Raw genomic sequence first — 25,783 nt, forward strand, 5'->3', positions numbered from 1 at the left:
CCGGCAGGATCGGTGTCACCGGATGGTGGATCGAGGAGGGCGCGACATGACCAGTCAGCAAACAACGACCCGGGGCCGCAGACTCCCGGTGGCACTCATGCTCGCGGGACTCGCGACACTCGTCGTGGCGTTCGTCATGGCCGGTCCGGGCATCGTGGGCCTGATCGCCCTCGCCGCACTGTGGATCGCGACGACGGCCGCGCACCTCGCCGGGAGCACCCCGCCGCCAGATGCCCTCGAGACGACGAACCCGATGACGTCGACACACACCGAGCGGCGCCGATGATCGTCGTCGAGATCGCCGCGGCCGTCCTCGTCGCCCTCAGTGTCGTGCTCCCTGCCCGTGGTGTCGTCCCCCGCAACCGCTGGCTCGGCATCCGCACCGCGGCCACCCTCCGAGACCCTGACACGTGGCAGCGAGCACATCAGGCAGCCCTCGTCCCGATGTGCACGACCGCCGCGGTGATGGCCGTCGCGGGCGTCGTCGGCTGCCTGCTCGGCCAGTGGAACAGCGAACCGCTCATCCTGGCCATCGCAGCAGCGGCGGTGGCCGGGTCACTCTGGAGCACCGGGATCGCCGTGCGTGCCGCACGACGGCGACCCGAGTCGGACCGACCCGAGCCGGACCTCCGCGTCACACCACCTCCGGCAGCACGATCACCTTCCCGCTGATCCCGCCCTCGGCAGCCTCGGCGTGCAGCGCGGGCAGCTCCGCCAACGGGATGCGCTGCGAGACCTCCACTCGCAGCTCCCCCGCGTCGACCAACCGCACGAGCTCCCTGAGCTGCGCGAGGTCACTCCGCACGAACACGACGACGGACCGCACGCCGCGCTCGGCGTCGTCCGGCGCGGGCATCCACGCGGTGGTGCTCACGACAACTCCACCCGACCGGACCAGCTCGACCAGGGCGGCGAACTCCGCGGGCTCGATCGGCGCCAGGTTGAGCAGCAGGTCGACCGGATCGGACACGGCATCCCGCAGTGACGACGCCGTGTGGTCGACGACCTCGTCCGCACCCGCAGTCCGGACCGCCTCGACGCTCCGCGGGCTCGCGGTGGCGATGACGTACGCACCGGCTCGCTTCGCCAGCTGCACCGCATACTTGCCGACGACCCCACCCGCACCGACGATGAACACCCGCTGCCCGGCCTGCAGCCCGCCGTCGTCGAACAGCGCCTGCTGCGCGGTGAGGGCGACCGACGGCAGTGCCGCGGCGTCGGCCAGCGGGATGCTCGTCGGCGCGTGGACCAGCACGTCGGCCGGTGCCACGACGTACTCTGCCGCCCCGCCGTCCTCGCCCATCGGCAGGAACGCGACGACGGCGTCGCCGACCGTGAAGCCCTCCACGCCGTCGCCGAGCGCGTCGACGGTGCCGGACACGTCGTAGCCCGGCACGTGCGGGAGCGTCACCGGGATGGGCAGGAAGCCCGCCCGCATGCCGGTGTCGGCGGAGTTGAACGCGGACGCCGCGACGCGGATCCGCACCTGGCCGGCCGCCGGCTGGGGCTGCTCGACGTCGACGTACTGCAGGACCTCGGGTCCACCGACCTCGAGGAAACGGACTGCCTTCATGGTGATGCCTCTCGTCATGTGCTTCGAGTTCGAAGCAACTGGTGCCGACGGTAGCACTGCTTCGAACTCGAAGCAACGGTAGGATCGGGTCATGGTCGAACCCCAACCCGGACTCTCCCGGACCGAGCTCGCCGCGTACTTCGCCTTCACCGAGGTCAGCGCGCTCCTCCGCCCCGCGGTCGAGCAACAGCTCCGCGACGCCGGAGGCCTCAGCTACGTGCAGTTCCAGCTGCTGGCGCGCCTCGGCGACGACCCGACGGGCAGCCGCAGCATGACCGACCTGGCGGACGGCGTCGTCTACAGCCGCAGCGGCCTGACGTACCAGGCGCAGCTGCTCGACCAGCGCGGGCTCGTCAGCCGATCGACCTCACCGGAGGACGAACGCCGCGTCGTCGTCACCATCACCGAGGCCGGCCGCGCGGTCCTCGCCACCGTCTTCCCCGGCCACATCGCCGTCGTCCGCGGCACGCTCTTCGAGTCCTTGACCACGGACGAGGTCGACTCCCTCGCCACCGTCCTCGGCAAGGTCGGCGACCGCCTCCGCGCGGCCCCGCCACGATCCGCGAGCCCCCGACGCCGCAAGGCGTCCTGAGGCGGCACGCAGTCGGCCACCCACCGGACGGGAGGCTCCCCACCAGCCCGGTGGGAGCCTCCCGTCCGGCGTTCCGCACCATCTCCGCAGCCGCGCTTGCCGTCGGCCCACGTCGTCATCTACGGTGTGCGCAGAGGGAAAAAGCCCGCGCCACCGTGCGCCGGGCGCGCGCACGTGACTCGCTCGAGTCGCCACTTCTTCACCTGAAGGAGTGCGCTCATGTCCGCCGTCCCCACTCGCCCTCGGCTCGCGCCGGGTTCGCTCCGCGAGGCGTGGCTCGCCCTCGCCGGGCTGTCCGCCGTGTTCCTGTTCGAGATGCTCGACAACTCGCTGCTCAACGTGGCGCTGCCCACCATCGGCCGCGAGCTCCACGCCACCACCACCGGGCTGCAGTGGGTCACCGGGGCGTACTCCGTCGTGTTCGGCGGGTTGATGCTGCTGTTCGGCGCCGTCGCCGACCGGGTGGGTCGCCGCCGGGTCATGCTCGTCGGGCTCGTGCTGCTGGCGGTGGCGAGCCTCGCGACCGTGTTCGTCACGACGACCCCGGAGCTCATCGCCCTCCGGGCCGTGATGGGCGTCGCCGCCGCGATGACCACCCCGGGGTCGATGGCGCTGGCGTTCCGGCTCTTCGACACCGAGGACCTGCGCGTCCGCGCCCTCACCGTCATCTCGACCGCTGGACTCGTCGGCCTGGCGATCGGCCCGACCATCGGCGGCCTGGTGCTCGCCGTGGCGCCGTGGCAGGTCCTCCTGCTCGCGAACGCCCCCATCGCCCTGGTGGCGTTCGTCGGGATCCGGACCGGCATCGGCGCCGACACCGCAGAGGGACTGCACCGCGCGCCGATCGACGTCGCGGGCGCCGTCCTCGGGACCGCGACGATCGCCGGGGCCCTCGTGACGCCGACACTCGCGGTCGACCTCGGCTGGTCGTGGCAGACGTGGGCGGTGGCTGCGATGACCGTTGCGGCAGCCGTGGCGTTCGTCCTGTGTGAGCGGTCGGCCCGGCACCCCCTGCTCGACCTCGCACTCGTCGCTCGGCCACTGGTGACGAGCGGACTGGCCTTCAAAGCCGGTGCGGGACTCGCCGTCGCGGGGCTGTCCTACCTCGTGACCCTGCAGCTGCAGTTCGGCTGGGGCTGGTCCCCGGCGGCCGCTGCGGTGGGGATGCTGCCGCAGGTCGTGGTGCTCCTGGCGAGCGGGCGCTTCGTCGGGCCGTTCGTGCAGTGGGTCGGGCTCCGTCGGGCGGCAGCGTCCAGCGCGGCAGCCGTCGTCCTCGGGCTCGGGGTGTTCGCGGTGGCAGGGCACCTCGGCTACGGGTGGGTGGCCGTCGCGCTCGTGCTCGTCGCCGCCGGGATGCGGGTCGTCGGCGTGGTCGCCGGCAACGACGTCCTCCGCGGGCTGCCCGCCGACCGGACCTCGATGGGCGCCGCGCTCGTGGACACGGCGAGCGAGCTGGCGACCGGGGTCGGGATCGCCGCCTCGGGGGCGGTGCTGGCGGCGATGGTCAGCGGGAGCATCGCCACGACGACCGCCTGGACGACCGCGCGACTGGCGCAGTTCGAGTCGGGCGTGCAGGTCGCCGGCGTCGTGCTGACGCTCGTGGCGGCTGCGCTCGTGACGGTCGGGATCGTGCGGTCACGTCAGGGCCAGGACGCGAGCTGAACGGTCCGGGCGCAGTCAGCGCTGCAGGACGCGGGCGCGCCGGGTCGGGACGCGGTCAGCGCCGCACGAGCGCCGCGACCGCGTCCACCACGACCTGCCGACGCCGCGCCGGCAGCACCGCGGTGACCAGGGCGTCGAACTCCGGGCTCGTCTCGCTCCAGAACGCCGCCAGGTGCACGACGAGCCCGAGCAGCACGGCCGGACGGAGGGTCCTCGGCAGGACACCCGCGCGTTGCGCCCGTTCGATCTCGGCGACCGCGTCGGCGTTGCCCGCGACGACGGCCTCCATCGGGGCTGCGTCACCGCGCTCCAGCCGGTACCAGGTCACCAGGCGCTGGGCCCACGGCCGTTGCACCGCCGCGTCGTGCAGCCGCCCGGCGTACTCGGGCAGGTCCTCGGCGTCGAGGGGCACGAGCGCGAGCGTCTCCGCGAGCGTCTGGGCGTACAACGCGTCGAACAGGCCCTCCTTGCTGCCGAAGTAGTGGAAGATCTGCGCCTTGTTGCTCGAGGACGACGCGGCGATGCGTTCGATCCGCGCGCCGGTGATGCCGACCGCCGCGAACTCCTCGCGTGCTGCGAGCAGGAGCTTCGCACGCATGGTGTCGGTGGGCGGGGGCGTGAAGGTGGCCATGTCGATCACCGTACCGAGCGGCGGGTCGCCACGGCGGACCTGGTCGCGACCACGGTCGGACGGGAGGCTCCCCACCGGCTGGCACCGAGCCTCCCGTCCGGCTCCTGGTCACCGGGGCAGGTCGGCCAGCTCGCTCCACAGGTGGGCGATGGACGCGGCACCGTCGAGCAGGGTGCGGACGTCGATGCTCTCGTCGCTGGAGTGCCAGTGGTCCTCCGGCAACCCGGTGCCGATGAACAGGACCGGTGCGTCGAACACCCGGCCGAGCAGTTCTGCCGGGCCGCCGCCGGCGTTGCCCATGCGTCCTGCCGTCGGCGCTCCGTGTCCTCGTTCCATCGCGCGCACCAGGGCGTCCAGTGCCGGACCGGTGGGGGTGACGTAGGGGTCCTGGCCGGTCTCCTCGGGGATGGCCACCTCGTAGTCGTAGCCCTCCGGCATCTGCGCGGCGACGAACTGCCGGAGCTGCTCTGCCACACGCTCGACGCGCTGACCCGGCACTGTGCGGATGCTGAGCGTGGCGGTCGCCTCGCGCGGGATGACGGCCCGGGGGAACCCGGTCGGATCGCCCGCCAGCAGGGTCAGCACCTCGATCGCCGGTCGCGCCCAGAGACGTTCCTCGACGGTGCGGTCCGGGTCGCCGACGACGCTGCGGGTCTCCGTGCGCTCGAGCCACACGTCGGTGTCGAACGGCAGGGCCTCGAGCTCGGCACGGCGCTCGTCGGTGAGTTCCTCGACGTCGTCGTGGAAACCGGGCAGGGTCACGCGTCCGGCGTCGTCGTGCAGGGCCGCGAGGACCCGGACGAGCGCATGCGACGGGTTCGGCGCGGCCCCCGAGACGGCTCCGCTGTGGACGTCACGCGCCGGCCCGGTCACCGTGAGGGTCGCGCCGGTCATGCCGCGCATCGACGTCACGACCGCCGGGTTGCCCTGCTTCCACTGCAGGGTGTCGGAGAACACGATGACGTCGCACGCCAGCCGCTCGCGCTCCTGGTCGAGGAGCGCGGCGAAGTGCTCCGAGCCGAGCTCCTCCTCGCCCTCGACGATGTACTTGAGGTTGACGGCCGGGACGGCGGCGTCGTCGGCGGCGTCGCTCTCGCCGTCGTCGGTGACGGAACCGCGGTCGGCGAGGTGTGCACGGAGCCCCCACAGGTGCGCGATGACCTGCCCCTTCGCGTCGGACGCCCCGCGGCCGTACAGGCGCTCGTCGCGGAGGACCGGTTGGAAGGGGTCCGTCTCGACCCACTCCTCGGGCTTGGCGTGCCGGACGTCGTGGTGGCTGTAGACGAGCACGGTCGGCTTCTCCGGGTCGACGATCCACTCGCCGTACACCGCAGGTGCCGGGCCGGCCCAGAGGATCTCCGTCCGCATCCCCACCTCCCGCATCGCCGCGGCCAGCCAGCGGGCGGACCGCTCGACGTCGAGGCTCCGCTCGGGCTGGGACGCCACGGACGGGATCCGCACCCAGTGCTCGAGCTGGCCGAGCATGGCCTCGCGGTGGTCGTCGAGGAACCGGCCGATGCCGCTCTCCTCAGCCGTGGTGGGCGTGGGCACGGTGGTCGTCATGGTGCTGCTGCTCCTTCCGGATGGTGGGTCGGGGTCGTTCGCGCCCGGTCCGGGCGCGGGTGCTGGCTGCCGCGACGGCGAGGGCGACGCTGCCGAGGTCGCCGGTCGTGGCGTGGAACGCGCGCTGTCGAGCGGCTCCCGTCCCGGTGGCGAACAGGTCGGCGATGCCGCGCTCGACGAGCTGGTCGTCACCGTTCGCGGTCAGGGCGGGTCGGACGTGTTCGAGCAGCATGAGGACGACCTCGCGTGCCGGCGCCGAGCGGCTGGTCAGCGGGTCGACGAGCTCGTCGTCGAGTCCCCCGAGCGCCGCCCGCCAGTTCGCGAGGCGGATCGTGCAGGCGGCGACGTCAACCGGTGCGAGCCCCGCCCGCCATTCGGCAGCAGCTGTGTCGACCAGGGCGCGGACGAGGCCGGCGATCGTCACGGTGACGCCCGGGTCCATCGGCACGTCGGCGACCCGGACCTCGACGGTGGGGTGGTTCCGCGACAGCCGCGCGTCGAAGTACAGCATCGCCGGGTCGATCAGCGCGCCGGTGCCGACCAACGCGTCGCACACCGCACGGTAGCGCTGCGGCGACCCGTACCGCTCCATCGGTCCGGCGGACGGCCACTGACTCCAGGAGATCGACCGGTAGCTCGCGTGCCCAGTGTCCTCGCCGTCGAGGAACGGCGAGTTCGCACTGAGGGCGATCAACGCCGGGGTCCAGACGCGGATCCGGTCGAGCACCGCCACGCCCTCGGCCTCCGACACGATCGAGACGTGCACGTGGAGTCCGCAGGTCAGACACCGCTTCGGCATGACCCCGTACCGCTCGCTGATCGTGCGGTAGCGCCCCGTCATCCGCGGGTGCGGCGTCGCGGGGACCGGCGAGGTCGCGAGCGGTGCCGCGTGGGCGCCCACCGTCGCGGCGAGCTCCTCGACCCAGGCGCGGTTGTCGAGCACCTGCCCGCCGAGCCCGGCCAGCGACGCGTGCGGACGGGTCAGCACCTCGATCATCTCGTGGTGGATCTCCTCCACCAGGCCGGCACCGTCGCCCGGAGCCGCTGACCGCGAGGCGGCGGCCAGCACTGCGTCCGCCGCGGGCACGGGGGCCCCGGTACGGCGGTCGACGAGGAGGAGTTCCTCCTCCACACCCATGGTTCTCATGCCGTCCAGTCATGCTCGCGAGGGGTGCGGACGCTCCCAGATCGTCGCGGAACGCGGTGCGCCGATCCGGACCGCGCAGCTGCATCCGGCACGCGCAGATCCGCGCCCCGGATTCGACCGAGGCGCGGATCTGTGCTGGTCGTCGGGTCAGAAGTCCTGCCCGGTGCCGTGCGGTTTCCGGGTGCCCCCGGTGCCCATGTCGTGGGTGGCGGCGTCCGGTGCGTCCATGGCCGGCCCGCGACCGACGGGGATGCCGGCTTCCGGGTGGTTGAGGTCGAACGCGGGTGACTCCGACCGGATCCGCGGGATCGACACGAAGTTGTGCCGGGGCGGCGGGCAGGACGTCGCCCACTCCAGCGACCGGCCGTACCCCCACGGGTCGTTGACGCGGACGGGGTGCGCCCGTCGGGCGGTCTGCACGACGTTGAGGAAGAACGGGATCATCGACGCGCCGGTGAGCATCGCGCCGGCGGTCGAGACCTGGTGGAGCCACGTGAAGTCGTCCTCCGGCAGGTAGCTCGCGTACCGGCGGGGCATGCCGATCACCCCGAGCCAGTGCTGGATGAGGAACGTCATGTGGAAGCCGATGAACAGCATCCAGAAGTGCACCTTGCCGAGCGTCTCGTTGAGCATCTTGCCGGTGAACTTCGGCCACCAGAAGTAGAAAGCCGGAGAACATCGCGAACACCACCGTGCCGAACACCACGTAGTGGAAGTGCGCCACGACGAAGTACGAGTCGTGCACGTGGAAGTCCAGCGGCGGGCTCGCCAGGATCACCCCCGTCAGGCCGCCGAACGTGAAGGTGATGAGGAACCCGATCGCCCACAGGATCGGCGTCTCGAAGGTCACCGAGCCCTGCCACATCGTCCCGACCCAGTTGAAGATCTTCACGCCCGTCGGCACCGCGATGAGCATCGTCAGCAGGGCGAACCACGGCAGCAGCACGCTCCCCGTCGCGAACATGTGGTGCGCCCAGACCGTCACCGACAGGCCGGCGATCGAGATCGTCGCGTACACCAGGGTCTTGTAGCCGAAGATCGGCTTCCGGCTGAACACCGGGAACACCTCGCTGACGATGCCGAAGAACGGCAGGGCGATGACGTAGACCTCGGGGTGCCCGAAGAACCAGAACAGGTGCTGCCAGAGCAGGGCGCCGCCGTTCGCGGGGTTGAACACCTGCGCCTGGAACGCGCGGTCGAGCAACAGCCCGAACAGCGCCGCCGCGAGCACGGGGAACGCCATCAACACCAGGATCGACGTGATGAGCGTGTTCCACGTGAAGATCGGCATCCGGAACATCGTCATGCCGGGAGCCCGCATCGTGATGACCGTGGTGATGAAGTTCACCGAGCCGAGGATCGTGCTGAAGCCGGTGAGCGCGAAGCCCGCGACCCAGAACGTGCCGCCGAGCCCAGGTGTGAAGGTCAGGTCCGACAGGGGTGCGTAGGCCGTCCAGCCGTAGGACGCGGCACCCTGCGGCGTGAGGAACCCGCCCATCACGATGAGGCTGCCGAAGACGTACAGCCAGTAGGAGAACGCGTTCAGTCGTGGGAACGCCACGTCCGGTGCGCCGATCTGCAGCGGCATGATCGCGTTCGCGAACCCGGCGAACAGCGGCGTCGCGAAGAGCAGCAGCATCACCGACCCGTGCATGGTCAGCAGCTGGTTGTACTGCTCACGGGTGTGCATGAGGTCCAGGCCCGGGGTGAAGAGCTCGGCCCGCATCACGAGCGCCATCACCCCGGCCAGACAGAAGTACCCGAACGAGGTCACCAGGTACAGGTTCCCGATCGTCTTGTGGTCCGTGCTGATGTGCCAGTTCAGCATCCGCGCCCCGGTCCGCAGCGGCTTCCGCCCGCCGAGGTCGTCCGGTTCCTCACCCAGTGTGGGCGGCGTCTCGAGGTGTGTCGTCATGGTCGTTCCTCGCCTGCATCGGAGCCGGCACCACCCGGCTGAGGAGCCACAGGTTCGTCACGGCACACTGAGATGCTGCTCAGACGAGGGCTTCCCGGCGGCATCCATGTCCAGGATGAGCAGGGCGGACGTGAGCCGCGCGACGCACCGGCACCGAGCCTCCCGATCGCCCGCGCGTAGCGTCGCGAGCACCATCCGGTCTCTCGACGAGGAGCACACCCATGTCCGACACCACCCCCAGCGACCAGCACCACATCGCCGACCTGATGAACGACGCGAAGGTCGCGATGCTCACCACGATGACCACGGACGGCAAGCACGTGAGCCGGCCCATGGCCCTGCAGGAGGCCGAGTTCGACGGCGACCTGTGGTTCTTCGCCTACGACGACTCCGCCAAGGCCGAGCAGATCGGCATCCACCCTGGGGTGAACGTGTCGTTCTCGGACACGAAGGGCCACTCGTGGACGTCCCTGGCCGGCCGCGCGACCGTCGTGCACGACCGCCAGAAGGCCGAGGAGCTGTGGGTCAAGCCGCTGCAGGCCTGGTTCCCGGACGGGCTCGACACGGCGGGCCTGGCACTGATCAAGGTCGAGGCCGACTCCGCCGAGTACTGGGAGGGGCCGAGCAGCACCGTCGCGTACATCGCGAAGACCGCTCGGGCTGCGGTCACGCGGAACCCCGACAAGGACCCGATCGAGAACGGCACCGTCGAGCTCTGACCGACCGGGGCCGGACGACCGGCCCGACCAGGGCTGGACGGGAGGCTCGGTGCCAGCTGGCACTGAGCCTCCCGGTCGTCCTAGGGGTTGAGGACCACCTTGGTCCACCCGTCCTCCCGCGCGTCGAAGTGCTTGTACGCGTCCGGCGCCTCGTCGAGCGACAGGTTGTGGCTCACGATGAACGACGGCTCCGCCTTGCCCGCGGCGATGAGGTCACGGAGCTGCCGGTTGTACCGCTTCACGGGGGCCTGCCCGGTGCCCATGTGCTGGCCCTTGAAGAAGAACGTGCCGTAGTCGAGCGCGATCTGCCCCTTCTTGGCGAGCTCGTCGGAGGCCCCGGGGTCCTCGGGCAGGTAGACGCCCACGACGCCGATGCCTCCCGTGAACCGGACCGAGGCGATCAGGCGGTTGAGCACGAGGTTCGGGTGCTCGTTGCCCTGGTCGTCGTGCGCCTGGTAGCCGACGGCCTCGATGCCGCGGTCGGCGCCGAGGCCGAGCGTCGCGTCCAGCACCGTCTGCACCGGGTCCACCTTCGAGTCGTCGACGGCGATCGCGCCGATGGACTCCGCGAGCCGCAGGCGGTCGGCCTGGCGGTCGACGACGAAGATCCGAGCGGCGCCCTTGAGCGACGACGACAGGGCAGCCATCAGGCCGACGGGGCCCGCGCCGTAGATGACGACGGTGTCGCCCGGCTGCACGCCCGCGAGCTCGGCACCATGCCAGCCGGTCGGGAAGACGTCCGACAGCATCGTGTAGTCGTTCTCCTTCTCGACGGAGTCCTCGCCGAGCCGGAGTGCGTTGTAGTCACCGAACGGCACGCGGAGCAGTTCGGCCTGCCCGCCGCGGTACGGGCCCATGTCGGCGTAGCCGTAGGCAGCACCCGCGGTCGCCGGGTTCGGCTGCATCGTGAGGCAGAAGCTCGACCAGCCGCGCTCGCAGTTCTTGCAGAAGCCGCACGCCACGTTGAAGGGCAGCACCACGCGGTCCCCGACCTGCACCTTCTGCACGCCGGAGCCGACCTCGACGACCGTGCCGAGGTTCTCGTGCCCGAAGACGCTGCCCGTGGCGATGTCGGTGCGGCCCTCGTACATGTGCAGGTCCGAGCCGCAGATGTTCGTCGCGGTGACCTTCACCAGGACGTCGGTGGGCTGCTCGATGGTGGCGTCCGGTACCTCCTCGACGCTGACGTCGTGCGGTCCGTTGTAGACGACTGCTCGCATGCTTGCTCCGTTCGTTCGGGTGTCCTCGGCGGGCTGTGCGCCCACCGCCGCCGGACGCTACGCGGCGGCGCGCGAGTCCCCTCGGAAGGTCGCGTGACCCGGACAGCGGGGACGGGCACCGGGGCGGCCCACGTCAGGGCAGCAGGACCACCTTGCCGTCGAGCGTCCGCGACTCCGCCAGCTCCATCGCCTGCACGATCTCGGTCAGCGGGAACCGTGCGGCGATCCTCGGCGTGACGACCCCGTCGCGCACGAGCTCCAGCACCCGCCCGAGGTCCTCCTCGAGGTGCGCGCGGAACCGCTTCGGCGTGCGGCTGTGTCCACTCCACAGGTCGTAGAACACCGCGCGCTGACCGGGCAGCGCGTTCCAGAACGCGATGCGGCCCACGTGGGACAGGAACGGCGGCCACAGGCTGCCCGTCCCGCTGACCGCATCGATGATGGCGTACGAGACCAGCACTCCCCCGTGTGCGAGCAGGGACCGAGCCGTCTGCGTCGTGGCACCGCCGATGTTGTCGAAGACGGCGTCGACCCCGGCCGGAGCGAGCGCGCGCACCCGGGCCCCGAGCTCGGGGTCGGCGTAGTCCACGGGGTCGACGCCGTCCCGCCGCAGGGCCTCGTGGTGCCGCGGGGACGCCGCGGCGATCACCCGGACGCCGTGGTGCCGGGCGAGCTGGATGAGCACACCGCCGACGCCGCCGTTCGCCCCGAACACCAGGATCGTCTGCCCCGGACGCACCCGCGCAGCACGGTGGAGCATCTGCCACGCGGTGACGCCGTTCACGGTGACGGCCTCGGCGTCCTCGGACGAGACGCCGTCCGGCACGAGGACCGAGTCCCGCTCGGCGACGACCGCGCGTCCGGTCCAGGCGCCCGTCTTCGTGAGGCTCGCCACGCGCCGGCCGGTCATCGCGGGGTCGACGCCCGGCCCGACCGCGGTCACCGTGCCGACGAGGTCGTACCCGGGCGTGAAGGGGAACGCTGGCTGCATGAAGTAGCGGCCGCGTCGCATCGCGTGTTCGGCGTACGAGATGCCGGTCGCCTCGACGGTGACGAGCATCTCCCCCGCTCCGGGCGCAGCGACGGGGGTCTCCTCGACCAGCAGCCCGGTCGGCTCGACGATGCCCGGCAGGACGACGTGGGTGGTGGTGTCGTTCATGGTGGTCTCGATTCGTTTGGTTACTGATTGGACAGTCACAACTGCGGACATGAAGGGAAAGGCGAAGAGAGGGGCGCGTCAGCGGTGCCGGATGCCGGCCGTGATCGACTGCGCCCACGAGGCGCCGACGGCCGACAGGTCCGTCTGCACGATGAGGTGGCACAGCTGCCCGTACGCGACGAAGCGCTGGACGTCGGCGGGCGCCGCACCCGAGGCCCGCTCCACGGCACGGACGACCTCGCCGAGTCCGCTGCGCACGGCGTCGCGGATCTCGGGCACGCTGCTCGCGCTCTGCGCGTGCGCCTGCATCATGATGAGGTCGCGGTCCTCGACGAGCGCGATGTACGCGTTGGTCATCGATGCCAGTCGAGCCGTCGGGTCGGACTCCTCGCTGGACTCACCGGCTTCGGCGAGCGCCTCGGCGACGCGTTCGTAGGTGTCCTCGACGGCGGCGACGAACACCCCGAGCTTGCCGGGGAAGAGTCGGAAGACGTAGGCCGGCGAGACGCCTGCCTCCGCTGCGACGTCCGCGACCGGGGTGGCGTGGTAGCCCTTCTCCGAGAAGACCCGGACGGCAGCCGCGGTGATCCGGGCGCGCTGGGCCTCGGCGGTGGAGCGGGGGCTGGTTCCGGTGGCGGGCATGTGACTGATCAAACACTTACAAGCGGCTCCTGTCAAGAGCCGGACGGGAGGCGCTGTGCCCGCTGGCACCGAGCCTCCCGTCCGTCAGGGGGTCAGACCGGCTGCAGCGGGGTCAGCGCGCCCTCGGGGAGCTCGACGCGGATCGCGTCGCCCTGCCGGACGACACCGCCCGACACCACGACGCTCATCACCCCGCCCTTGCGCTCGACGACGCCGTCGTCGGTCTTGCCCAGGACCTCGCGGAGGAGCCCGGGTTCGAAGCCGTTGATCTGCTGGCACGGGTTGCGCAGGCCGGTGACGCGGACGCAGGCGTCGTCGCCGAGGTGCAGCAGGGTCCCCTCCGGCAGGTCGAGCAGGTCGATGCCGCGCGTGGTGACGTTCTCGCCGAGCTCCCCCGGCGCGACCGCGTAGCCGGCCTCGGCGACCTCGTCGAACAGCTCGGCGTGGATCAGGTGCACCTGGCGGAGGTTCGGCTGCGACGGGTCCCGCGCCACCCGTGAGCGGTGCTGCACGGTGGTGCCGGCGTGGGCGTCACCCTCGACACCCCAGCCCTCGACGAGGGTGAGCTCCTGCACGACCGGCTTGCTGAACCGGTGGTCGCTGTCCCTGCTCACCGCGACCACGCGCGGCCTGTCCTCGTGTTCAGCGTTCATGGGGCGATTCTCGCGCACACCCGGGGCGAACGGCGAGGGCTCCCCGTAGTGTTCGATCGTGCCCACCGACCCACGTCACTGGTTCCTGTCCCGCGACGAGCGCGGCAACACCGCCACCGAGGTGCATGCCGGCGCCGGTGACACCCCCGCCTGGTCCGAGGGCAACCTCGTCCGCCCGCTCGTGCACGGGGCGCCGTACTTCGAGCGCATCCACGCCGAGCTGACCGCGCTCGGGCCCGGCGACCGCGTGTGGTTCACCGACTGGCGCGGTGACGCCGACGAACGCCTGCTGCCCGACGGCCCCACGATCGGCGACCTGCTGGCCGACCGGGCGCGCGCAGGGGTGGAGGTCCGCGGGCTGATCTGGCGCTCCCACGGCGAGCGCATCTCGGCGTCGCTCAGCTCCCGGGCGAACGAACTGCTGGGGCGGAAGATCAACGACGCCGGTGGCGAGGTCCTCCTCGACCAGCGCGTCCGCGTGTTCGGCTCCCACCACCAGAAGTTCTTCGTCATCCAGCACCGTGACGACCCCGCGCGGGACGTCGCCTACGTCGGCGGCATCGACCTCTGCCACAGCCGCCGTGACGACGCGGCGCACGAGGGCGACCCGCAGCCGATCTCGATCGACTCCCGCTACGGCAAGCAGCCCGCGTGGCACGACGCCTCGATGGAGCTCCGTGGCCCGGTCGTCGCCGACGTCCTCGCCGTGTTCGCCGAGCGGTGGGACGACCCGCACCCGCTCGACCGCAGCCTGCCGTACCGGATGCTCCTGCAGCGCCTCGTCCGGATGCCGCGCCGCCCCGAGCCGCTGCCCGAGCGCACGCCCGCGCCACCGCCCGCCGGTGACCACGCGGTGCAGCTCCTCCGCACCTACGGCGTGAAGCGCCCGCCGTTCCCGTTCGCGCCGCAGGGTGAGCGGAGCATCGCGCGGGCCTACGGCAAGGCCTTCCGCACGGCCCAGCACCTCATCTCCATCGAGGACCAGTACCTCTGGTCACGCGAGGTCGCGACCGGCATCGCCGAGGCACTCGAGCGGAACCCCGAGCTCCGCGTGGTCATCCTCGTGCCCCGGTACCCGAACTCCGACGGGGTGCTCGGCGGGCCCCCGAGCCGCCTCGGGCAGATCGACGCGATCACGACCCTCCGCCGCACAGCACCCGACCGCGTGGGCGTCTTCGACCTGGAGCACGAGTCCGGCCGCCCGATCTACATCCACGCGAAGGTCTGCATCGTCGACGACACCTGGTTCACGATCGGGTCGGACAACTTCAACCGGCGCTCCTGGACGTCCGACAGCGAGCTCACCTGCGCCGTGGTCGACGGGTCCGAGGGGGACGGGTCACTCGCACGGGACCTCCGGCACGAGCTCTGGGCCGAGCACCTCGCGACGACACCGGACGACCCGCGGCTGGACGGCTCGGGCGCCGAGCTCCTCGCGCTCTGGCGGTCCCACGCCCGGGCGCTCGACCACTGGTACGAGGACGGCCAGCCCGGCCCACGTCCCCCCGGTCGCATCCGGCAGCACCAGCCGGAGCCGGTGTCCGCGCTGCAGCGTCTGTGGGCAGCCCCGGCGGCACGGCTCGCGGTGGACCCGGACGGTCGGCCGCGCGCGCTGCGGGGCACGACGCAGTTCTGACGCGACCCCGGACCGGACGGGAGGCTCGGTGCCAGCTGGCACCGAGCCTCCCGTCCGTCTCGGTCTGACCCCGGAACCCGCGGGTCCGCCGCCGGCCCGTTCCCGAATCGCGTCGTGACGGATCTGGTCGGCCCACCCCGAGATCCGCGAACCGGATCCGTCACGCCACAGAACGAGAACCGTCGTCCCCTGCACAGACCGTCGCTGTGGCCCCAACCCGCAGGCCGGGCGCCCGCGGAACGAGGACCGCCATCCGGTGCTCAGACCGTCGCTTCGGTCCCTCGCGCCTTGCCGACGACCACGTCGACGATCCCGGCGACCAGCGCCGCGGCGACGAAGCCGAGCGAGACGCCGAGCCCGAGCGGCAGGCCCTTCGCGTAGTCACCGTTCGAGTTCGCCAGGATCGAGTAGAAGACGCTGCCGACCGCAGCGATCCCCACTGCGGACCCGACCCGAGCGCCGACCTGGATGAGGCCGCCCGCGGAGCCGCCCTGTTCGACGGGCACCTCGGAGAGCGTGAGGGTCTGGTTCGGGGAGATGGTGAGGCCGGAACCGATGCCGGCGACGAGCAGCGGCAGGACGAGCCACCAGCCGAGGTCGGAGCGGTAGTGGTTCGCGACCACCCAGATGACCGCACCGAGCCCGAGGAGCACGAGGATCGTCCCGATGACGATGAGCTGCCGGCCGAAGCGGTGCACGATCCGGCCGCCGATGGTCGAGGCGATGCCCGAACCGATCGCGAACGGCACCGACGACAGCCCGGCCATCAGCGCCGAGTAGTGCAGGCCCGACTGCAGCGCGAGCGTCAGGACGAAGAACAGCGGGGTGAAGCCGGCGAAGTAGAGGGTGGCCAGGCCGACGCCGAGGGAGAACGACCGACGGCGGAACAGCTTCAGGTCGATCAGGGGCTCCTTCGTCCGCTCGTAGCGTCGCTCCCACAGCACGAACAGCGCGCCGAGCACGACGGCGACGACCACGAGCCACCACTTCGTGTTCCCCTTCCACTCCGAGGACTGCACGAACGGCAGGAGCAGTGCGACCACCGCGGCGCCGAGCAGCACGATGCCGACCGGGTCGAAGTCGTGCTTCCGACCCCGCTCGGTGCTGGTCATGCCCGGCAGGTAGCGGAAGGCCAGGAGGATCGTGACGATGCCGACGGGCAGGTTCACGAAGAAGACGAAGCGCCAGCCGTTCTCGGTGCCGAACGCCGTGATGAGCAGGCCGCCGATTAGCGGACCGATCGCGGTCGCGATGCCCACCGTCGCACCGAAGAGCCCGAAGGCGGTGCCCCGCTCCTTGCCGCGGAAGAGCTGCTGGATGAGCGCGGTGACCTGCGGGGTGAGCAGACCGCCCGCGAGCCCCTGCACCAGGCGGGCGATCACCAGGACGATGCCGTTCGGCGCGAACCCGCACAGGGCACTCGCCACGGTGAAGAGCCCGACCCCGATGACGAACATCCGGCGGCGGCCCGTGGCGTCACCGAGCCGCCCTCCGGGCACGAGCAGCAGCCCGAAGGACAGGGCGTACCCGGACAGGATCCACTGGACGGCCTCGGGCGAGGTCCCGGGGAGCCCGGTCGAGATGGACTGCAGCGCGACGTTGACGATCGAGACGTCGAGGAGCACGATCCCGCCGCCGAGCAGGCAGATGACGAGTGCTTTCCAGCGGTTCGGATCCGGCTGGTCGGAGGGAGCCACGTCGGACTCAGGAGTTGTGCGATCTTCAGCTGTCATGACGACCCCACGCTAGGCTCGCGAACCTGCCCGTGGCACCGGGATCACCAGGCGCTGGGTTGGTAGTCCTTCAGGAACACGCCGAACAGGTCCTCACCCGCTTCTCCGCGCACGATCGGGTCGTACACGCGCGCCGCTCCGTCGACCAGGTCGAGCGGAGCGTGGAAGCCCTCCTCCGCCAGTCGCACCTTCGTCGGGTGCGGCCGCTCGTCGGTGATCCAGCCCGTGTCGACGCTCGTCATGAGGATCCGGTCCGTCTCGAACATCTCCTGCGCACTCGTCCGCGTCAGCATGTTGACCGCGGCCTTCGCCATGTTCGTGTGCGGGTGCCCCGGCCCCTTGTACGCACGGCCGAAGACCCCTTCCATCGCGCTCACGTTCACCACGTAGGTCCGGCGTGCGCCACTCGCTGCCATCGCCGCGCGGAGCTTCGAGATCAGGATGAACGGCGCCGTCGTGTTGGCGAGCTGCACCTCGAGCATCTCGAGCGGGTCCACCTCGTCGACCTGCTGCGTCCAGGAGTTCACGTCGTGCAGGTCCGGGACCAGACCGCCGGCGTCGATCGCGGTTCCTCCGGCCAGTCGTTCGAGCGAGCTCGACCCCGGGGCCATCGCCTGCTCGGTGAGCTCCTCCGCCCGAGCAGCAGCGGCCGCGAGCACGGGGTGCGCCGTGACCGAGCGCGCCAGAGCCAGCGGGTGCTGGTCGTTCGTGTGGCCGAACGTCACCAGCTCGGGCAGTGGCCCGTCCGGCAGAGGTGCGAGTTCGGCGTCGGCGAGCGGCTGGTACGCCCCCGGCGACCGGCGCACGGTCTGCGTGGCGTTGTTCACCAGGATGTCGAGGGGTCCCGACGCGGCGACGTCCTCCGCGAGCCCGATGACCTGGGCGGGGTCGCGCAGGTCGATGCCGACGACCTTCAGGCGCGACATCCAGTCGGCGGAGTCGGGCAGGCTCGCGAACCGGCGAACGGCGTCGCGCGGGAACCGGGTCGTGATGGTGGTGTGGGCGCCGTCGCGCAGCAGCCGGAGCGCGATGTACATGCCGATCTTCGCGCGGCCGCCGGTGAGCAGGGCGCGCTTGCCCGTCAGGTCGGTCCGGGCGTCGCGCTTGGCGTGGCTCATCGCCGCGCACGCCGGGCACAGCTGGTGGTAGAACGCGTCGACGACCGTGTACTGCTGCTTGCACATGTAGCAGGGGCGCGCCTTCAGCAGGGTGCCGGCGGTGACCGCTGCCGTCGAGGTGCTGATCGGGACGCCGCGGGTCTCGTCGTCGATCCGGTCGGCGGCGCCGGTCGCGGTCGCGGCGATGACCCGTCGATCGGCCTCGGCGATGACCGCACGCTTCTCCAGACGGTGCGCGCGCTTCACGGCCTTGAACATCTTCGCCGTCGCCTGCCGCACGCGGACGAAGTCGGGGTGCGCCTCGTCGATCTCGGTCAACTGCTCCAGGACCCGGAGCGTGACGGCGAGGTCCTCGGGAGGGATGCTGCTGGGGTCGAGGGGCTCGGAGGTCACACGAGATTCTACGGTCCCGCAAAGCCGCGTACTGAGCCCCACCGCCACACCCTCGTTCTGGGGGCCGGTGAAGTGGATGAAGCCCGTGTCCGCACTTCGGGGGACCGGTACGTTCAGGGCATTCCGCGAACCCGACCCGAACGGAACCCATGCTCAAGATCGTCAACGGCACCATCGCCGGGGCCGCCGGCATCGCCCTGCTCCTGGGAGGCGCGAGCACCTTCGCCCTCTGGAACGCCGACGCCACGACCCAGCCCTCGACCGTCAGCTCGGGCACGCTCGCCCTGTCCGCGAACTCCGACGGTGCCTGGACGGACATCACGAACGGCCGCTCCGACGTGGTCGACATCGCGAGGGTGCGCATGGTGCCGGGCAACACGTACCAGTTCCACCAGACGCTGAACGTGACCGCGACCGGGGACGACCTCTCCGCCGACCTGTCCTGGACGCCGCAGAGCATCACCGGCGACGCCGACCTCATCGCGGCCTCGACGCAGTCGCTCGGCGTCTCGTCGACGAGCTCGTCGCTGGCCCCTGCCGGCCGGACCAGCTGGACCGTGAAGCCCACGGCGGGGACCTCGGTGCTCGACGTGACCTACACGATCGGTCTCTCGTCGGACGTGACGACCGGCAAGGCGCAGACGATCGACCTGAGCGGGCTGACGTTCACGCTGACGCAGAACCCGATCGAGGACTGACCGCGGCGGCTTCGACCTCGCTTTGGTCGACAACGCCCGGCGTGCTGATGTTGCGTATGTCACCGGTACGGGGCAGGCTGAGACGCATCCGGCGAGGGGCGCCGGCAGGAGAGGAGAGGACGGTGCACTCCCACACCCCGAGAGCCGCGCACCCCGTGCGCCGCTGGATGCCCGCGGTCCTGACACTCGGCAGCCTCGCGGCAGCGGTGATTGCATGGGCATCGTCCTGGCCGACGATCGCGGTTGTCCTGCTGCTCGCGACGTCCTGCGTCAGCGCCTTCTCCAGGCCCGTCATCGGCGACACCCCGGTCGCCGGGCCGGCACCGTCCGTCGATCCCGGTGACGTGCGGCGTTACCGCGAGGAACACCCGGGAGTGACCATCAGCGACGCCGTCGCAGCCACCACACGCCGGTGAAGGACGTGGGCACCGTCGCCGCTCACCGGCGCGACCCGATACGGACTGGAGGCGCGGTACGGGCCCGCCCCGCGCCTCCAGTCCGTCATCGGTGACCACCCAGAGCCAAGTCATCCCCGTGGCGGACGCTGGTGCGCGGCCGGCGCCGCTAGCGTGAGTGGGACGCGCCGTAGGCGCACCGAGGGGGCACACCGTGATCGAGAACCTGAGCGGCCTCCACGTGCTGGTCATCCTGGTCTTCCTCGCGCTGGAGGTCCTCGCGCTGGTGCAGGTCTGGCGCGATCGCCGTCGCAGCAACCTCGTCAAGGTGCTCTGGACGGTGGCCATCGTCGCGCTCCCCGTCATCGGCCTGCTCGGATGGGCCGTCAACTGGGTGCTCGGACGCGCAGCCGACCGCCTGAACCGACCCGCCGGACCGGCCGCCTAGTCCATCCACGGCGACACGCTCGACATGCCCGGCACTCGCCGCAGCCTCATCGACGCCGCGCGCGGCCTCACGGGCTCGTTCTCCAGCCGCAACAACGACTACCGAGGCGCGTGGCTCCCCGGTGTCCTGCTGCAGCGCTTCCTCGACGGAAGTGGTGCAGCCGTCGTGGTCGACCTGGTCCAGCACAGCGACGGCGATGACCACCTCACGGACACGATCCGGGCGACGTACGGCGAACTGCTCCGTTCGGTCCTCGCGCGGACAGGGCTGGCCGAGGACGTCGTGGCGACGGCTTCGATCACCATCGACTTCCGACCCCGGGAACCGAACTGGACGCGGGAGGACTGGCTCTCGCCGCGTGCCGTGCTCGACCGACCGACGTGGTGGTTCGAGGCCATCGTCCGGATCGAGGACGACCGCGGTCACGTCCACACGGCTGCGGACCGCAACTGGTGCTGGCCGGAGACGCGCCGCCTCCCGATCGGTCAGTCGACCTCCATGCCGGACGGACGCCTGAGCGGTGGCATCGCCACCACGCTCTCCGACGCCGTGCACCGGCGATTCCGTCAGCTGGCACCGCGGCGCCTGGGACGCTGACCGACCCCGCAAACGCACCGCAGGTCAGCGCGCCGCGAGCCCCCGCAGCACCAGCTCCACCAACCCCCGCGCCTCCACCGCCCACTCCGGACGGTCGGTCGCGGACCCGATGCCGTGCAGCGCGACGAGCACGGCGCCCGGAGTCGCGTCTGCGCGGATCGCACCCTCGGCAACGGCAGCCGTCATCAGGTCGCCGAGCGTGCGCTCGAGTTCGCTCCCACCCTCGGCCTGAGTCGCTGGATCGACGACCGACGCGAGGGTCCGCGCCAACGCCGCATGCTCGACGACGTACTCCACGAACGCGTGCAGGAATCCCTCGAGGCGCTCCCCCGCCGGTCGCGCCGAGTCACGCGCCTCCCCACAGAGCGCCTCGACCTCACCCTGGTAGACCGCAGCCGCCAACGCCTCCCGCGTCGGGAAGTGCCGGTACAGCGTTCCGACCCCGACACCGGCCCGCGTGGCGAAGTCGTCGAACCGGAGCTGCTCGTCCTGCTCGAACACGGTCCGAGCCGCCGCGATGATCGCGTCCCGGTTCCGTCGGGCATCGGCGCGCACTGGTCCTCCTCGATCGGCAGCAGTCGTTGACAAGTGGAGACAGTCTCCGTATGTTCGCAAGTGGAGACAGCCTCCAACTTAGCGGACAGGTGTGCGATGCGGATCCTCATGTTCGGTCGCGGGGTCATCGCGACCATCTACGGCCAGGCCCTCCAACAGGCAGGCAACGTGGTCGACCACTACGTCCGCCCGGGTCGCGCTGCCGAGTACGGCGACCACGTCCAGTTGGACGTCGTCGACGGGCGGCGAGGAGCACTCGGTCGTCGAAGCGCAACCTCCTACCGGGCCGAACTCCGTGAATCGGTCCACCCGGACGACGGCTACGACCTCGTCGTCCTCAGCGTCGGCCATCACCGACTGCGCGAAGCGGCAGCGTTCCTGGCGCCCCGCATCGGCGACGCGACGGTCGTGGTCCTCGGCAACGTCTGGGATGAACCGCTCGACGCCGTCGCTCCGATCCCCGCCGAGCAGGTCGTGTTCGGCTTCCCCGGCGCAGGCGGCGGCTTCAGTGACGACGGCGTCCTGCACGGCGGCGTCCTCCGATCGGTCACCCTGGCAGCGCCGGCACCCGGACCAGACCGGCGCGGACTGGAGGCTCGGCTCGCCTTCCGACAGGCAGGTTTCGCCGTCCGAGACGAACCGGACATGCGCGGGTGGCTCTGGTTGCACGTCGTGCTCGATGCCGGCATGTTCTCCGCTGCGCTGCAGCACGGCGGGCTCGCGAACATGATCGGGAACCGACGCGCACTCGGCGACGCCTTCCTGAGGAGCCGCGAGCTCCTGCCGGTCCTCGAGGCACGAGGCGTCGACCTCGGCCTCCACCGCACGGCGACGCTCCCCACGCGGTTCCCGAGGCTGACGGGGACGATGCTCGCAGCAGCCACACGCCTCGTCCCGATCGCCCGCGCGAGCCTCGCGGGACACGGTGACCCGAACGCCGCAGAACCGCGTGCCGTCATCGAGGACGTCTCCCGCACAGCGCGCGAGCTCGGCATCGTGACACCGCGCCTCCAGCGGGTCGCCGAACGACACTGAGCCACACGCGGTCAGGCCGCTGAGGACGATCGCCAGCACCGCGGCTGCCGACGCACTCCTACGACCACGCGTCAGCGCTCCGTCAGGCGACCGCGCAGCCGGGCCCGCAGCTCGGCGTCAGCGCCGATGGTCGCGAACGCGGCGTCGACGTCCGCAGCCACGTCCTCGACGATCGGAGCAGTCGCGGCGATCCACTCGTCGACCTCGTCCGTCCCCCAGGTGGCCTGCCGGTCGTTCGGCGCGTGCGCCTTCGCCCCCGCCATGGCCCGGACCGACTCCGCGTAGTCGGCAGCGACCACCGCTGGGGCAACGCCCGCGTTGCTGAGCAGGAGCGCACTGATCATGCCCGTCCGGTCCCGGCCAGCGCTGCAGTGCACCAGGAGTCCGTGCGGGGCATCCGCGATCGCGGTCAACGTCCCGAGCACGAGGTGCGGCAGGATGCGCCAGTTGTGCCGCCAGTACTCGGGCGAGTCCAGGATCGGGAAGCACGTCTTCCGGAACTCGGGATCGTCCTGGTCCTCGGTCGGCGCGAGCACCACGGGGACAGCATCGAGCACCTCGGGCGCGACGACCGGGTCACCGTCGCGGACGCCGACCTCGTGAGCGCACCGGAGATCGACCACCGCTGCGAGGCCCCAGCCGCGGGCGTCCCGCCACCCGGCGTCGGTCAAGAGCTCGCGGCGCGGCCCTCGTGCCACCCTGCCGAAGCGTGTCGAGCCGGTCGCGGACAGGGGCGTCGGGAGTCCGCCCAGGTCACGGGCGTTCAGGTACCCGTCCCACACGAGCTCTCGCACGCACACACCATAGCGACCAGCACAGCGGTGCCGCCGGCCCGCATCAGCGATGGGAGGATCTCCTCGTGATCACGACCTTCCTCGTCAACCACGCGACTGCCGTGAAGGTGCTCTTCTGGGTCGTCCTGGTCGCACTCACGGCCCTGGGGTGGTTCGCACACCGCCGGCAGGCTCGGAAGGCGCTCGTGACGCTCGCCGTCATCAGTGCGGTGGCGACGTTCGCGCTGACCATGACCCCGGCGGGCGACGGCGGCAACGGGACCTTCTGCACCGTGCAGTTCTCGGTCCCGTTCCAGGGCATCGACACGCTCGCCAACGTCGCACTCCTGTTCCCGGTGACGCTCTTCGCCGCGCTGCGCACGAACCGACCGGTGTGGGTCGTGGCTGCGGCGTCCGGGCTGTCCGCCGCCATCGAACTCCTCCAGGCGCTGCTGCCGAACCTCGGCAGGGCATGCGACACGAACGACTGGTTCATGAACACGGTCGGCGCCGTGCTCGCCGGCGTCCTCAGCGCCGGCATCGTCGCCGTCGACCGCAGCCGGCGCACCCGGCAGGCTCACCCGAGCGGATCAACGCCGTAGCTGTGCACCACCGCCCGCAGCGAGGGGCGGTCGGTCAGTCCTCGTGCGCGGCGAGGGTGGACAGCACGAGCTTCGCGATCCGGCGCTGCCCAGTGTCGTTCGGGTGCAGGCCGTCCGTCGAGTAGATCCCGGTTCCGGAGTAGGTGGCCTTCGGGAAGGTGTCGTCCATGCTCACGTACGCGGCCCCGGCCGCCGCAGCCGCCTTCTTCGTCGCGGAGAGGTAGCTCGACCAGGGGCTCGACATGTTGTTCGTCATCGCGGGCGCCGGCGTGAACTCGCCGATCACGAGCAGCGAGGGCTTGGTGGGGAGTGCGGCGAGCGCCTCGAGGAACGCCTGGTACTGCCGGCCGAGCTCCGCGGGCGTGACGTGCTGCGAGTCGTTGCCGCCCAGCGTCACGGTGACCAGGCTCGGCCCGGCGCGGCGCATCGCCCGCAGGAACCCAGCCTGGTCCTCGGTGAAGGTCGCGATCGTCGCTCCGGAGTGCGCGGAGTCGTACAGCTGGATGCCCTTGTCCCGATCGCCGTCGTAGACCGTGAAGCCCTGCAGCGAGAACGGGTTCACCGCGGTGACGGTGACGGTGTGCTCCCCGCGCCGCAGGTCGTCCACCTTCGTGACGGTCCCCGTGCTGGCCTTCCCATTCGTCGACACCGTCTTCGGTGCGGCGCCGTCGATGCTGTAGGTGAAGTCGCCCGACCCCTCGTAGCGCGTCCACCAGATGTCGATCCCGGTCCCGGTGAACGGGTAGGTCCGCGAAGCGCCCGCTTGCATGGCGACGGCCCGGTACCCGAGGTCGGGGACGGTCACGTCGTACTGGCTCGAGCCCGTGCGCGAGGTCGCCCAGTCACCCCAGGTCGAGTCGGGCGCGTAGACGGCGAACTGCGCTGGGAGGTACCCGGCACCCCCGTGGGCCCCCGACGTCGGGTGACGCTTCCGGAGCTGGTCGAGCGTCAGGTCCATCCAACGCGTGGAACGGGCAGAGGAGCCCTGCCCCTCGGTGATCGAGTCCCCGAGAGCGACCCACTTGGCGGGAGCACTGGAGCGGTCGGTCACGGCAGCGTTCCACGCGGCGAGGGGCTCGGGCTCGGCGGGCTTCGTCGAGGCGCACCCCGTCGCGACGGTCGCGACCAGGGCGACGAGCAACCCGGCGACCACACGCGATGCCGTCCGGACTCGTCGGTGTCCTCGTTGCCGTGCTGTGCCGTCCACGTTGCCTCCGCGTGCCTTCGGGATGTCGCTCACGACCGAGGTCCTGACGGGGTCAGGGTAACTGCTCGGACCTGGCAGAAGCGGGCAGGACAACGGACGGACGGGAGGCTCGTGGCGGGCCCCGCCACGAGCCTCCCGTCCGGTGTCCGCCTGCTCAGCCGAGCGGCTCGACGCCGTAGCTGGTGACCACCGCCCGCAGCTCGTCCAGGTACGCCTGCGCCTGCACGGTGAGGGGGACCGAGGCGTGGGCGATCCACCCGATCTCGATGCGCTCGTCGACGTCGAGCGGGATGGCGACGATCTCGGGGTCCAGGTCGTCGCTGATGAGCCCGGTCGAGATCGTGTACCCGCCGAGGCCGATCATGAGGTTGAAGATCGTCGCCCGGTCGGAGACGCGGATCTCCCGCTTGCTCGACATCGTCGACAGGATCTCCTCGGCCAGGTAGAAGGAGTTGTTCGCGCCCTGGTCGAACGTGAGCCGCGGGAGGTCCGCGAGGTCGGCGAGGGTCGCGCGCTTCCGGGACGCGAGCGGGTTCCGCTTGGCGACGAAGATGTGCGGCTCCGCGATGAACAGCGGGGTGAACACGACGCCGGCGTCCCGCAGCAGCTTCCCGAGGACCTGCCGGTTGAAGTCGTTGCGGTAGAGGATGCCCACCTCGCTCCGCAGCGTCCGGACGTCCTCGATGATGTCCCAGGTGCGTGTCTCGCGCAGGGAGAACTCGTACTCGTCCGCGGCCGCTGCTTCGACCATGCGGACGAAGGCCTCCACGGCGAACGAGTAGTGCTGCGCCGACACCCCGAGCAGCCGACGCGACGGTTGCCCGCCGACGTAGCGCTGTTCGAGGAGGGAGACCTGCTCGACGACCTGTCGGGCGTACCCGAGGAACTCGACGCCGTCGACGGTGAGCACCACCCCGCGGGCCGATCGGACGAACAGGGGGCGTCCGATCCGCGTTTCGAGGTCCTTCATCGCCGCGGACAGGGTCGGCTGCGCAACGTAGAGCAGATCGGCCGCTGCGCTGATCGAGCCCTCCGTCGCGACCTCGATGAAATACCGGAGTTGCTGCAGCGTGATGTCGTTCGAGACCCGAGCCATAGGCGGAGGCTATACCAGCGC

The 25,783-nt window shown here is 71.2% G+C and carries 26 protein-coding genes and 1 pseudogene; 12 read left to right on the top strand and 15 right to left on the bottom strand.

Annotated elements, in window-relative coordinates:
• Positions 1-46: 46 nt before the first annotated feature.
• Complete coding sequence (locus OXR63_RS09580; protein ID WP_267422319.1) at positions 47-286, top strand: hypothetical protein; 240 nt, start codon at positions 47-49, stop codon at positions 284-286.
• Positions 283-672 (top strand): SdpI family protein, encoded by a 390-nt coding sequence (locus OXR63_RS09585; protein ID WP_267422322.1) that lies wholly within the window; start codon positions 283-285, stop codon positions 670-672. The genes OXR63_RS09580 and OXR63_RS09585 overlap by 4 nt, the downstream gene beginning before the upstream one ends.
• Here the strand turns inward: OXR63_RS09585 and OXR63_RS09590 are convergent.
• The gene (locus OXR63_RS09590) at positions 635-1,573 is read right to left on the bottom strand and encodes an NADP-dependent oxidoreductase (RefSeq protein ID WP_267422323.1); all 939 of its coding nucleotides are present in this window, start codon (positions 1,571-1,573) and stop codon (positions 635-637) included. The genes OXR63_RS09585 and OXR63_RS09590 overlap by 38 nt on opposite strands.
• A 91-nt stretch (positions 1,574-1,664) precedes the next feature.
• Between OXR63_RS09590 and OXR63_RS09595 the strand changes: the two genes are divergently transcribed.
• Both OXR63_RS09595 and OXR63_RS09600 read left to right on the top strand, forming a co-directional pair.
• Entirely contained in the window at positions 1,665-2,165 is a 501-nt protein-coding gene (locus OXR63_RS09595; RefSeq protein WP_267422325.1) for a MarR family winged helix-turn-helix transcriptional regulator, read from the top strand.
• Positions 2,166-2,384: 219 nt separating this feature from the next.
• A complete protein-coding gene (locus tag OXR63_RS09600; RefSeq protein ID WP_267422326.1) occupies positions 2,385-3,827 on the top strand; it encodes an MFS transporter in 1,443 nt (480 codons plus the stop codon).
• 55 nt (positions 3,828-3,882) lie between these two features.
• On the opposite strand, the gene OXR63_RS09605 is transcribed toward OXR63_RS09600, so the two are convergent.
• The 4 genes and pseudogenes from OXR63_RS09605 to ctaD form a co-directional block, all read right to left on the bottom strand.
• Positions 3,883-4,458 (bottom strand): TetR family transcriptional regulator, encoded by a 576-nt coding sequence (locus OXR63_RS09605; protein ID WP_267422328.1) that lies wholly within the window; start codon positions 4,456-4,458, stop codon positions 3,883-3,885.
• Positions 4,459-4,566: 108 nt separating this feature from the next.
• On the bottom strand, positions 4,567-6,021 hold the full coding sequence (locus tag OXR63_RS09610) for a M20/M25/M40 family metallo-hydrolase (RefSeq protein ID WP_267422331.1): 1,455 nt from the start codon (positions 6,019-6,021) through the stop codon (positions 4,567-4,569).
• The gene (locus OXR63_RS09615; protein WP_267422333.1) at positions 5,987-7,168 is read right to left on the bottom strand and encodes a carboxylate-amine ligase; all 1,182 of its coding nucleotides are present in this window, start codon (positions 7,166-7,168) and stop codon (positions 5,987-5,989) included. The genes OXR63_RS09610 and OXR63_RS09615 overlap by 35 nt, the downstream gene beginning before the upstream one ends.
• Positions 7,169-7,315: 147 nt before the next feature.
• Positions 7,316-8,996, bottom strand: a pseudogene (ctaD, locus tag OXR63_RS09620) (aa3-type cytochrome oxidase subunit I).
• 308 nt (positions 8,997-9,304) lie between these two features.
• On the opposite strand from ctaD, the gene OXR63_RS09625 reads away from it, so the two are divergent.
• Complete coding sequence (locus tag OXR63_RS09625; protein WP_267422335.1) at positions 9,305-9,802, top strand: pyridoxamine 5'-phosphate oxidase family protein; 498 nt, start codon at positions 9,305-9,307, stop codon at positions 9,800-9,802.
• Positions 9,803-9,882: 80 nt separating this feature from the next.
• On the opposite strand, the gene OXR63_RS09630 is transcribed toward OXR63_RS09625, so the two are convergent.
• From OXR63_RS09630 to OXR63_RS09645, 4 genes are all read right to left on the bottom strand, one after another.
• Complete coding sequence (locus OXR63_RS09630) at positions 9,883-11,022, bottom strand: glutathione-independent formaldehyde dehydrogenase (protein WP_267422337.1); 1,140 nt, start codon at positions 11,020-11,022, stop codon at positions 9,883-9,885.
• Between the two features lie 133 nt (positions 11,023-11,155).
• Positions 11,156-12,181 carry a medium chain dehydrogenase/reductase family protein gene (locus OXR63_RS09635; protein WP_267422340.1) on the bottom strand — a complete coding sequence of 342 codons (1,026 nt, stop codon included), beginning with the start codon at positions 12,179-12,181 and terminating at the stop codon, positions 11,156-11,158.
• 78 nt (positions 12,182-12,259) lie between these two features.
• Complete coding sequence (locus tag OXR63_RS09640; RefSeq protein WP_267422343.1) at positions 12,260-12,823, bottom strand: TetR/AcrR family transcriptional regulator; 564 nt, start codon at positions 12,821-12,823, stop codon at positions 12,260-12,262.
• Between the two features lie 92 nt (positions 12,824-12,915).
• A complete protein-coding gene (locus OXR63_RS09645; protein WP_267422346.1) occupies positions 12,916-13,476 on the bottom strand; it encodes an MOSC domain-containing protein in 561 nt (186 codons plus the stop codon).
• Between the two features lie 58 nt (positions 13,477-13,534).
• Here OXR63_RS09645 and OXR63_RS09650 point away from each other — a divergent pair, with 58 nt between their 5' ends.
• Complete coding sequence (locus OXR63_RS09650) at positions 13,535-15,112, top strand: phospholipase D family protein (RefSeq protein ID WP_267422348.1); 1,578 nt, start codon at positions 13,535-13,537, stop codon at positions 15,110-15,112.
• 260 nt (positions 15,113-15,372) lie between these two features.
• On the opposite strand, the gene OXR63_RS09655 is transcribed toward OXR63_RS09650, so the two are convergent.
• Positions 15,373-16,845: an MFS transporter gene (locus tag OXR63_RS09655; protein ID WP_267422350.1), complete on the bottom strand. Its 1,473-nt coding sequence runs from the start codon at positions 16,843-16,845 to the stop codon at positions 15,373-15,375.
• Positions 16,846-16,889: 44 nt separating this feature from the next.
• Complete coding sequence (locus tag OXR63_RS09660; RefSeq protein WP_267422352.1) at positions 16,890-18,356, bottom strand: SDR family NAD(P)-dependent oxidoreductase; 1,467 nt, start codon at positions 18,354-18,356, stop codon at positions 16,890-16,892.
• 149 nt (positions 18,357-18,505) lie between these two features.
• On the opposite strand from OXR63_RS09660, the gene OXR63_RS09665 reads away from it, so the two are divergent.
• The 4 genes from OXR63_RS09665 (at position 18,506) to OXR63_RS09680 (ending at position 20,494) form a co-directional block, all read left to right on the top strand.
• Entirely contained in the window at positions 18,506-19,054 is a 549-nt protein-coding gene (locus OXR63_RS09665; protein WP_267422354.1) for an alternate-type signal peptide domain-containing protein, read from the top strand.
• 122 nt (positions 19,055-19,176) lie between these two features.
• Complete coding sequence (locus tag OXR63_RS09670; RefSeq protein WP_267422355.1) at positions 19,177-19,470, top strand: hypothetical protein; 294 nt, start codon at positions 19,177-19,179, stop codon at positions 19,468-19,470.
• Positions 19,471-19,663: 193 nt separating this feature from the next.
• Positions 19,664-19,897, top strand: a complete 234-nt coding sequence (locus OXR63_RS09675; protein ID WP_267422356.1) for a PLDc N-terminal domain-containing protein — start codon at positions 19,664-19,666, stop codon at positions 19,895-19,897.
• A gap of 24 nt (positions 19,898-19,921) precedes the next feature.
• On the top strand, positions 19,922-20,494 hold the full coding sequence (locus tag OXR63_RS09680; protein WP_267422357.1) for a hypothetical protein: 573 nt from the start codon (positions 19,922-19,924) through the stop codon (positions 20,492-20,494).
• 24 nt (positions 20,495-20,518) lie between these two features.
• On the opposite strand, the gene OXR63_RS09685 is transcribed toward OXR63_RS09680, so the two are convergent.
• A complete protein-coding gene (locus tag OXR63_RS09685) occupies positions 20,519-21,049 on the bottom strand; it encodes a TetR/AcrR family transcriptional regulator (protein ID WP_267422358.1) in 531 nt (176 codons plus the stop codon).
• A 96-nt stretch (positions 21,050-21,145) separates the two neighbouring features.
• Between OXR63_RS09685 and OXR63_RS09690 the strand changes: the two genes are divergently transcribed.
• Positions 21,146-22,084, top strand: a complete 939-nt coding sequence (locus tag OXR63_RS09690; protein WP_267422359.1) for a ketopantoate reductase family protein — start codon at positions 21,146-21,148, stop codon at positions 22,082-22,084.
• A gap of 71 nt (positions 22,085-22,155) precedes the next feature.
• Here the strand turns inward: OXR63_RS09690 and OXR63_RS09695 are convergent, their stop codons facing one another.
• Positions 22,156-22,878 (bottom strand): tyrosine-protein phosphatase, encoded by a 723-nt coding sequence (locus tag OXR63_RS09695; RefSeq protein WP_267422360.1) that lies wholly within the window; start codon positions 22,876-22,878, stop codon positions 22,156-22,158.
• A 65-nt stretch (positions 22,879-22,943) separates the two neighbouring features.
• Here OXR63_RS09695 and OXR63_RS09700 point away from each other — a divergent pair, with 65 nt between their 5' ends.
• Entirely contained in the window at positions 22,944-23,459 is a 516-nt protein-coding gene (locus OXR63_RS09700; RefSeq protein ID WP_267422362.1) for a VanZ family protein, read from the top strand.
• Positions 23,460-23,493: 34 nt separating this feature from the next.
• On the opposite strand, the gene OXR63_RS18410 is transcribed toward OXR63_RS09700, so the two are convergent.
• Together OXR63_RS18410 and OXR63_RS09710 are read right to left on the bottom strand one after the other, a co-directional pair.
• Positions 23,494-24,699 (bottom strand): GDSL-type esterase/lipase family protein, encoded by a 1,206-nt coding sequence (locus OXR63_RS18410; RefSeq protein ID WP_267422364.1) that lies wholly within the window; start codon positions 24,697-24,699, stop codon positions 23,494-23,496.
• Positions 24,700-24,820: 121 nt separating this feature from the next.
• Positions 24,821-25,762 carry a LysR family transcriptional regulator gene (locus tag OXR63_RS09710; protein ID WP_267422367.1) on the bottom strand — a complete coding sequence of 314 codons (942 nt, stop codon included), beginning with the start codon at positions 25,760-25,762 and terminating at the stop codon, positions 24,821-24,823.
• Positions 25,763-25,783 lie beyond the last annotated feature (21 nt).

Source organism: Curtobacterium sp. GC_Cur_3 (assembly GCF_026544205.1).
GTDB lineage: Bacteria > Actinomycetota > Actinomycetes > Actinomycetales > Microbacteriaceae > Curtobacterium.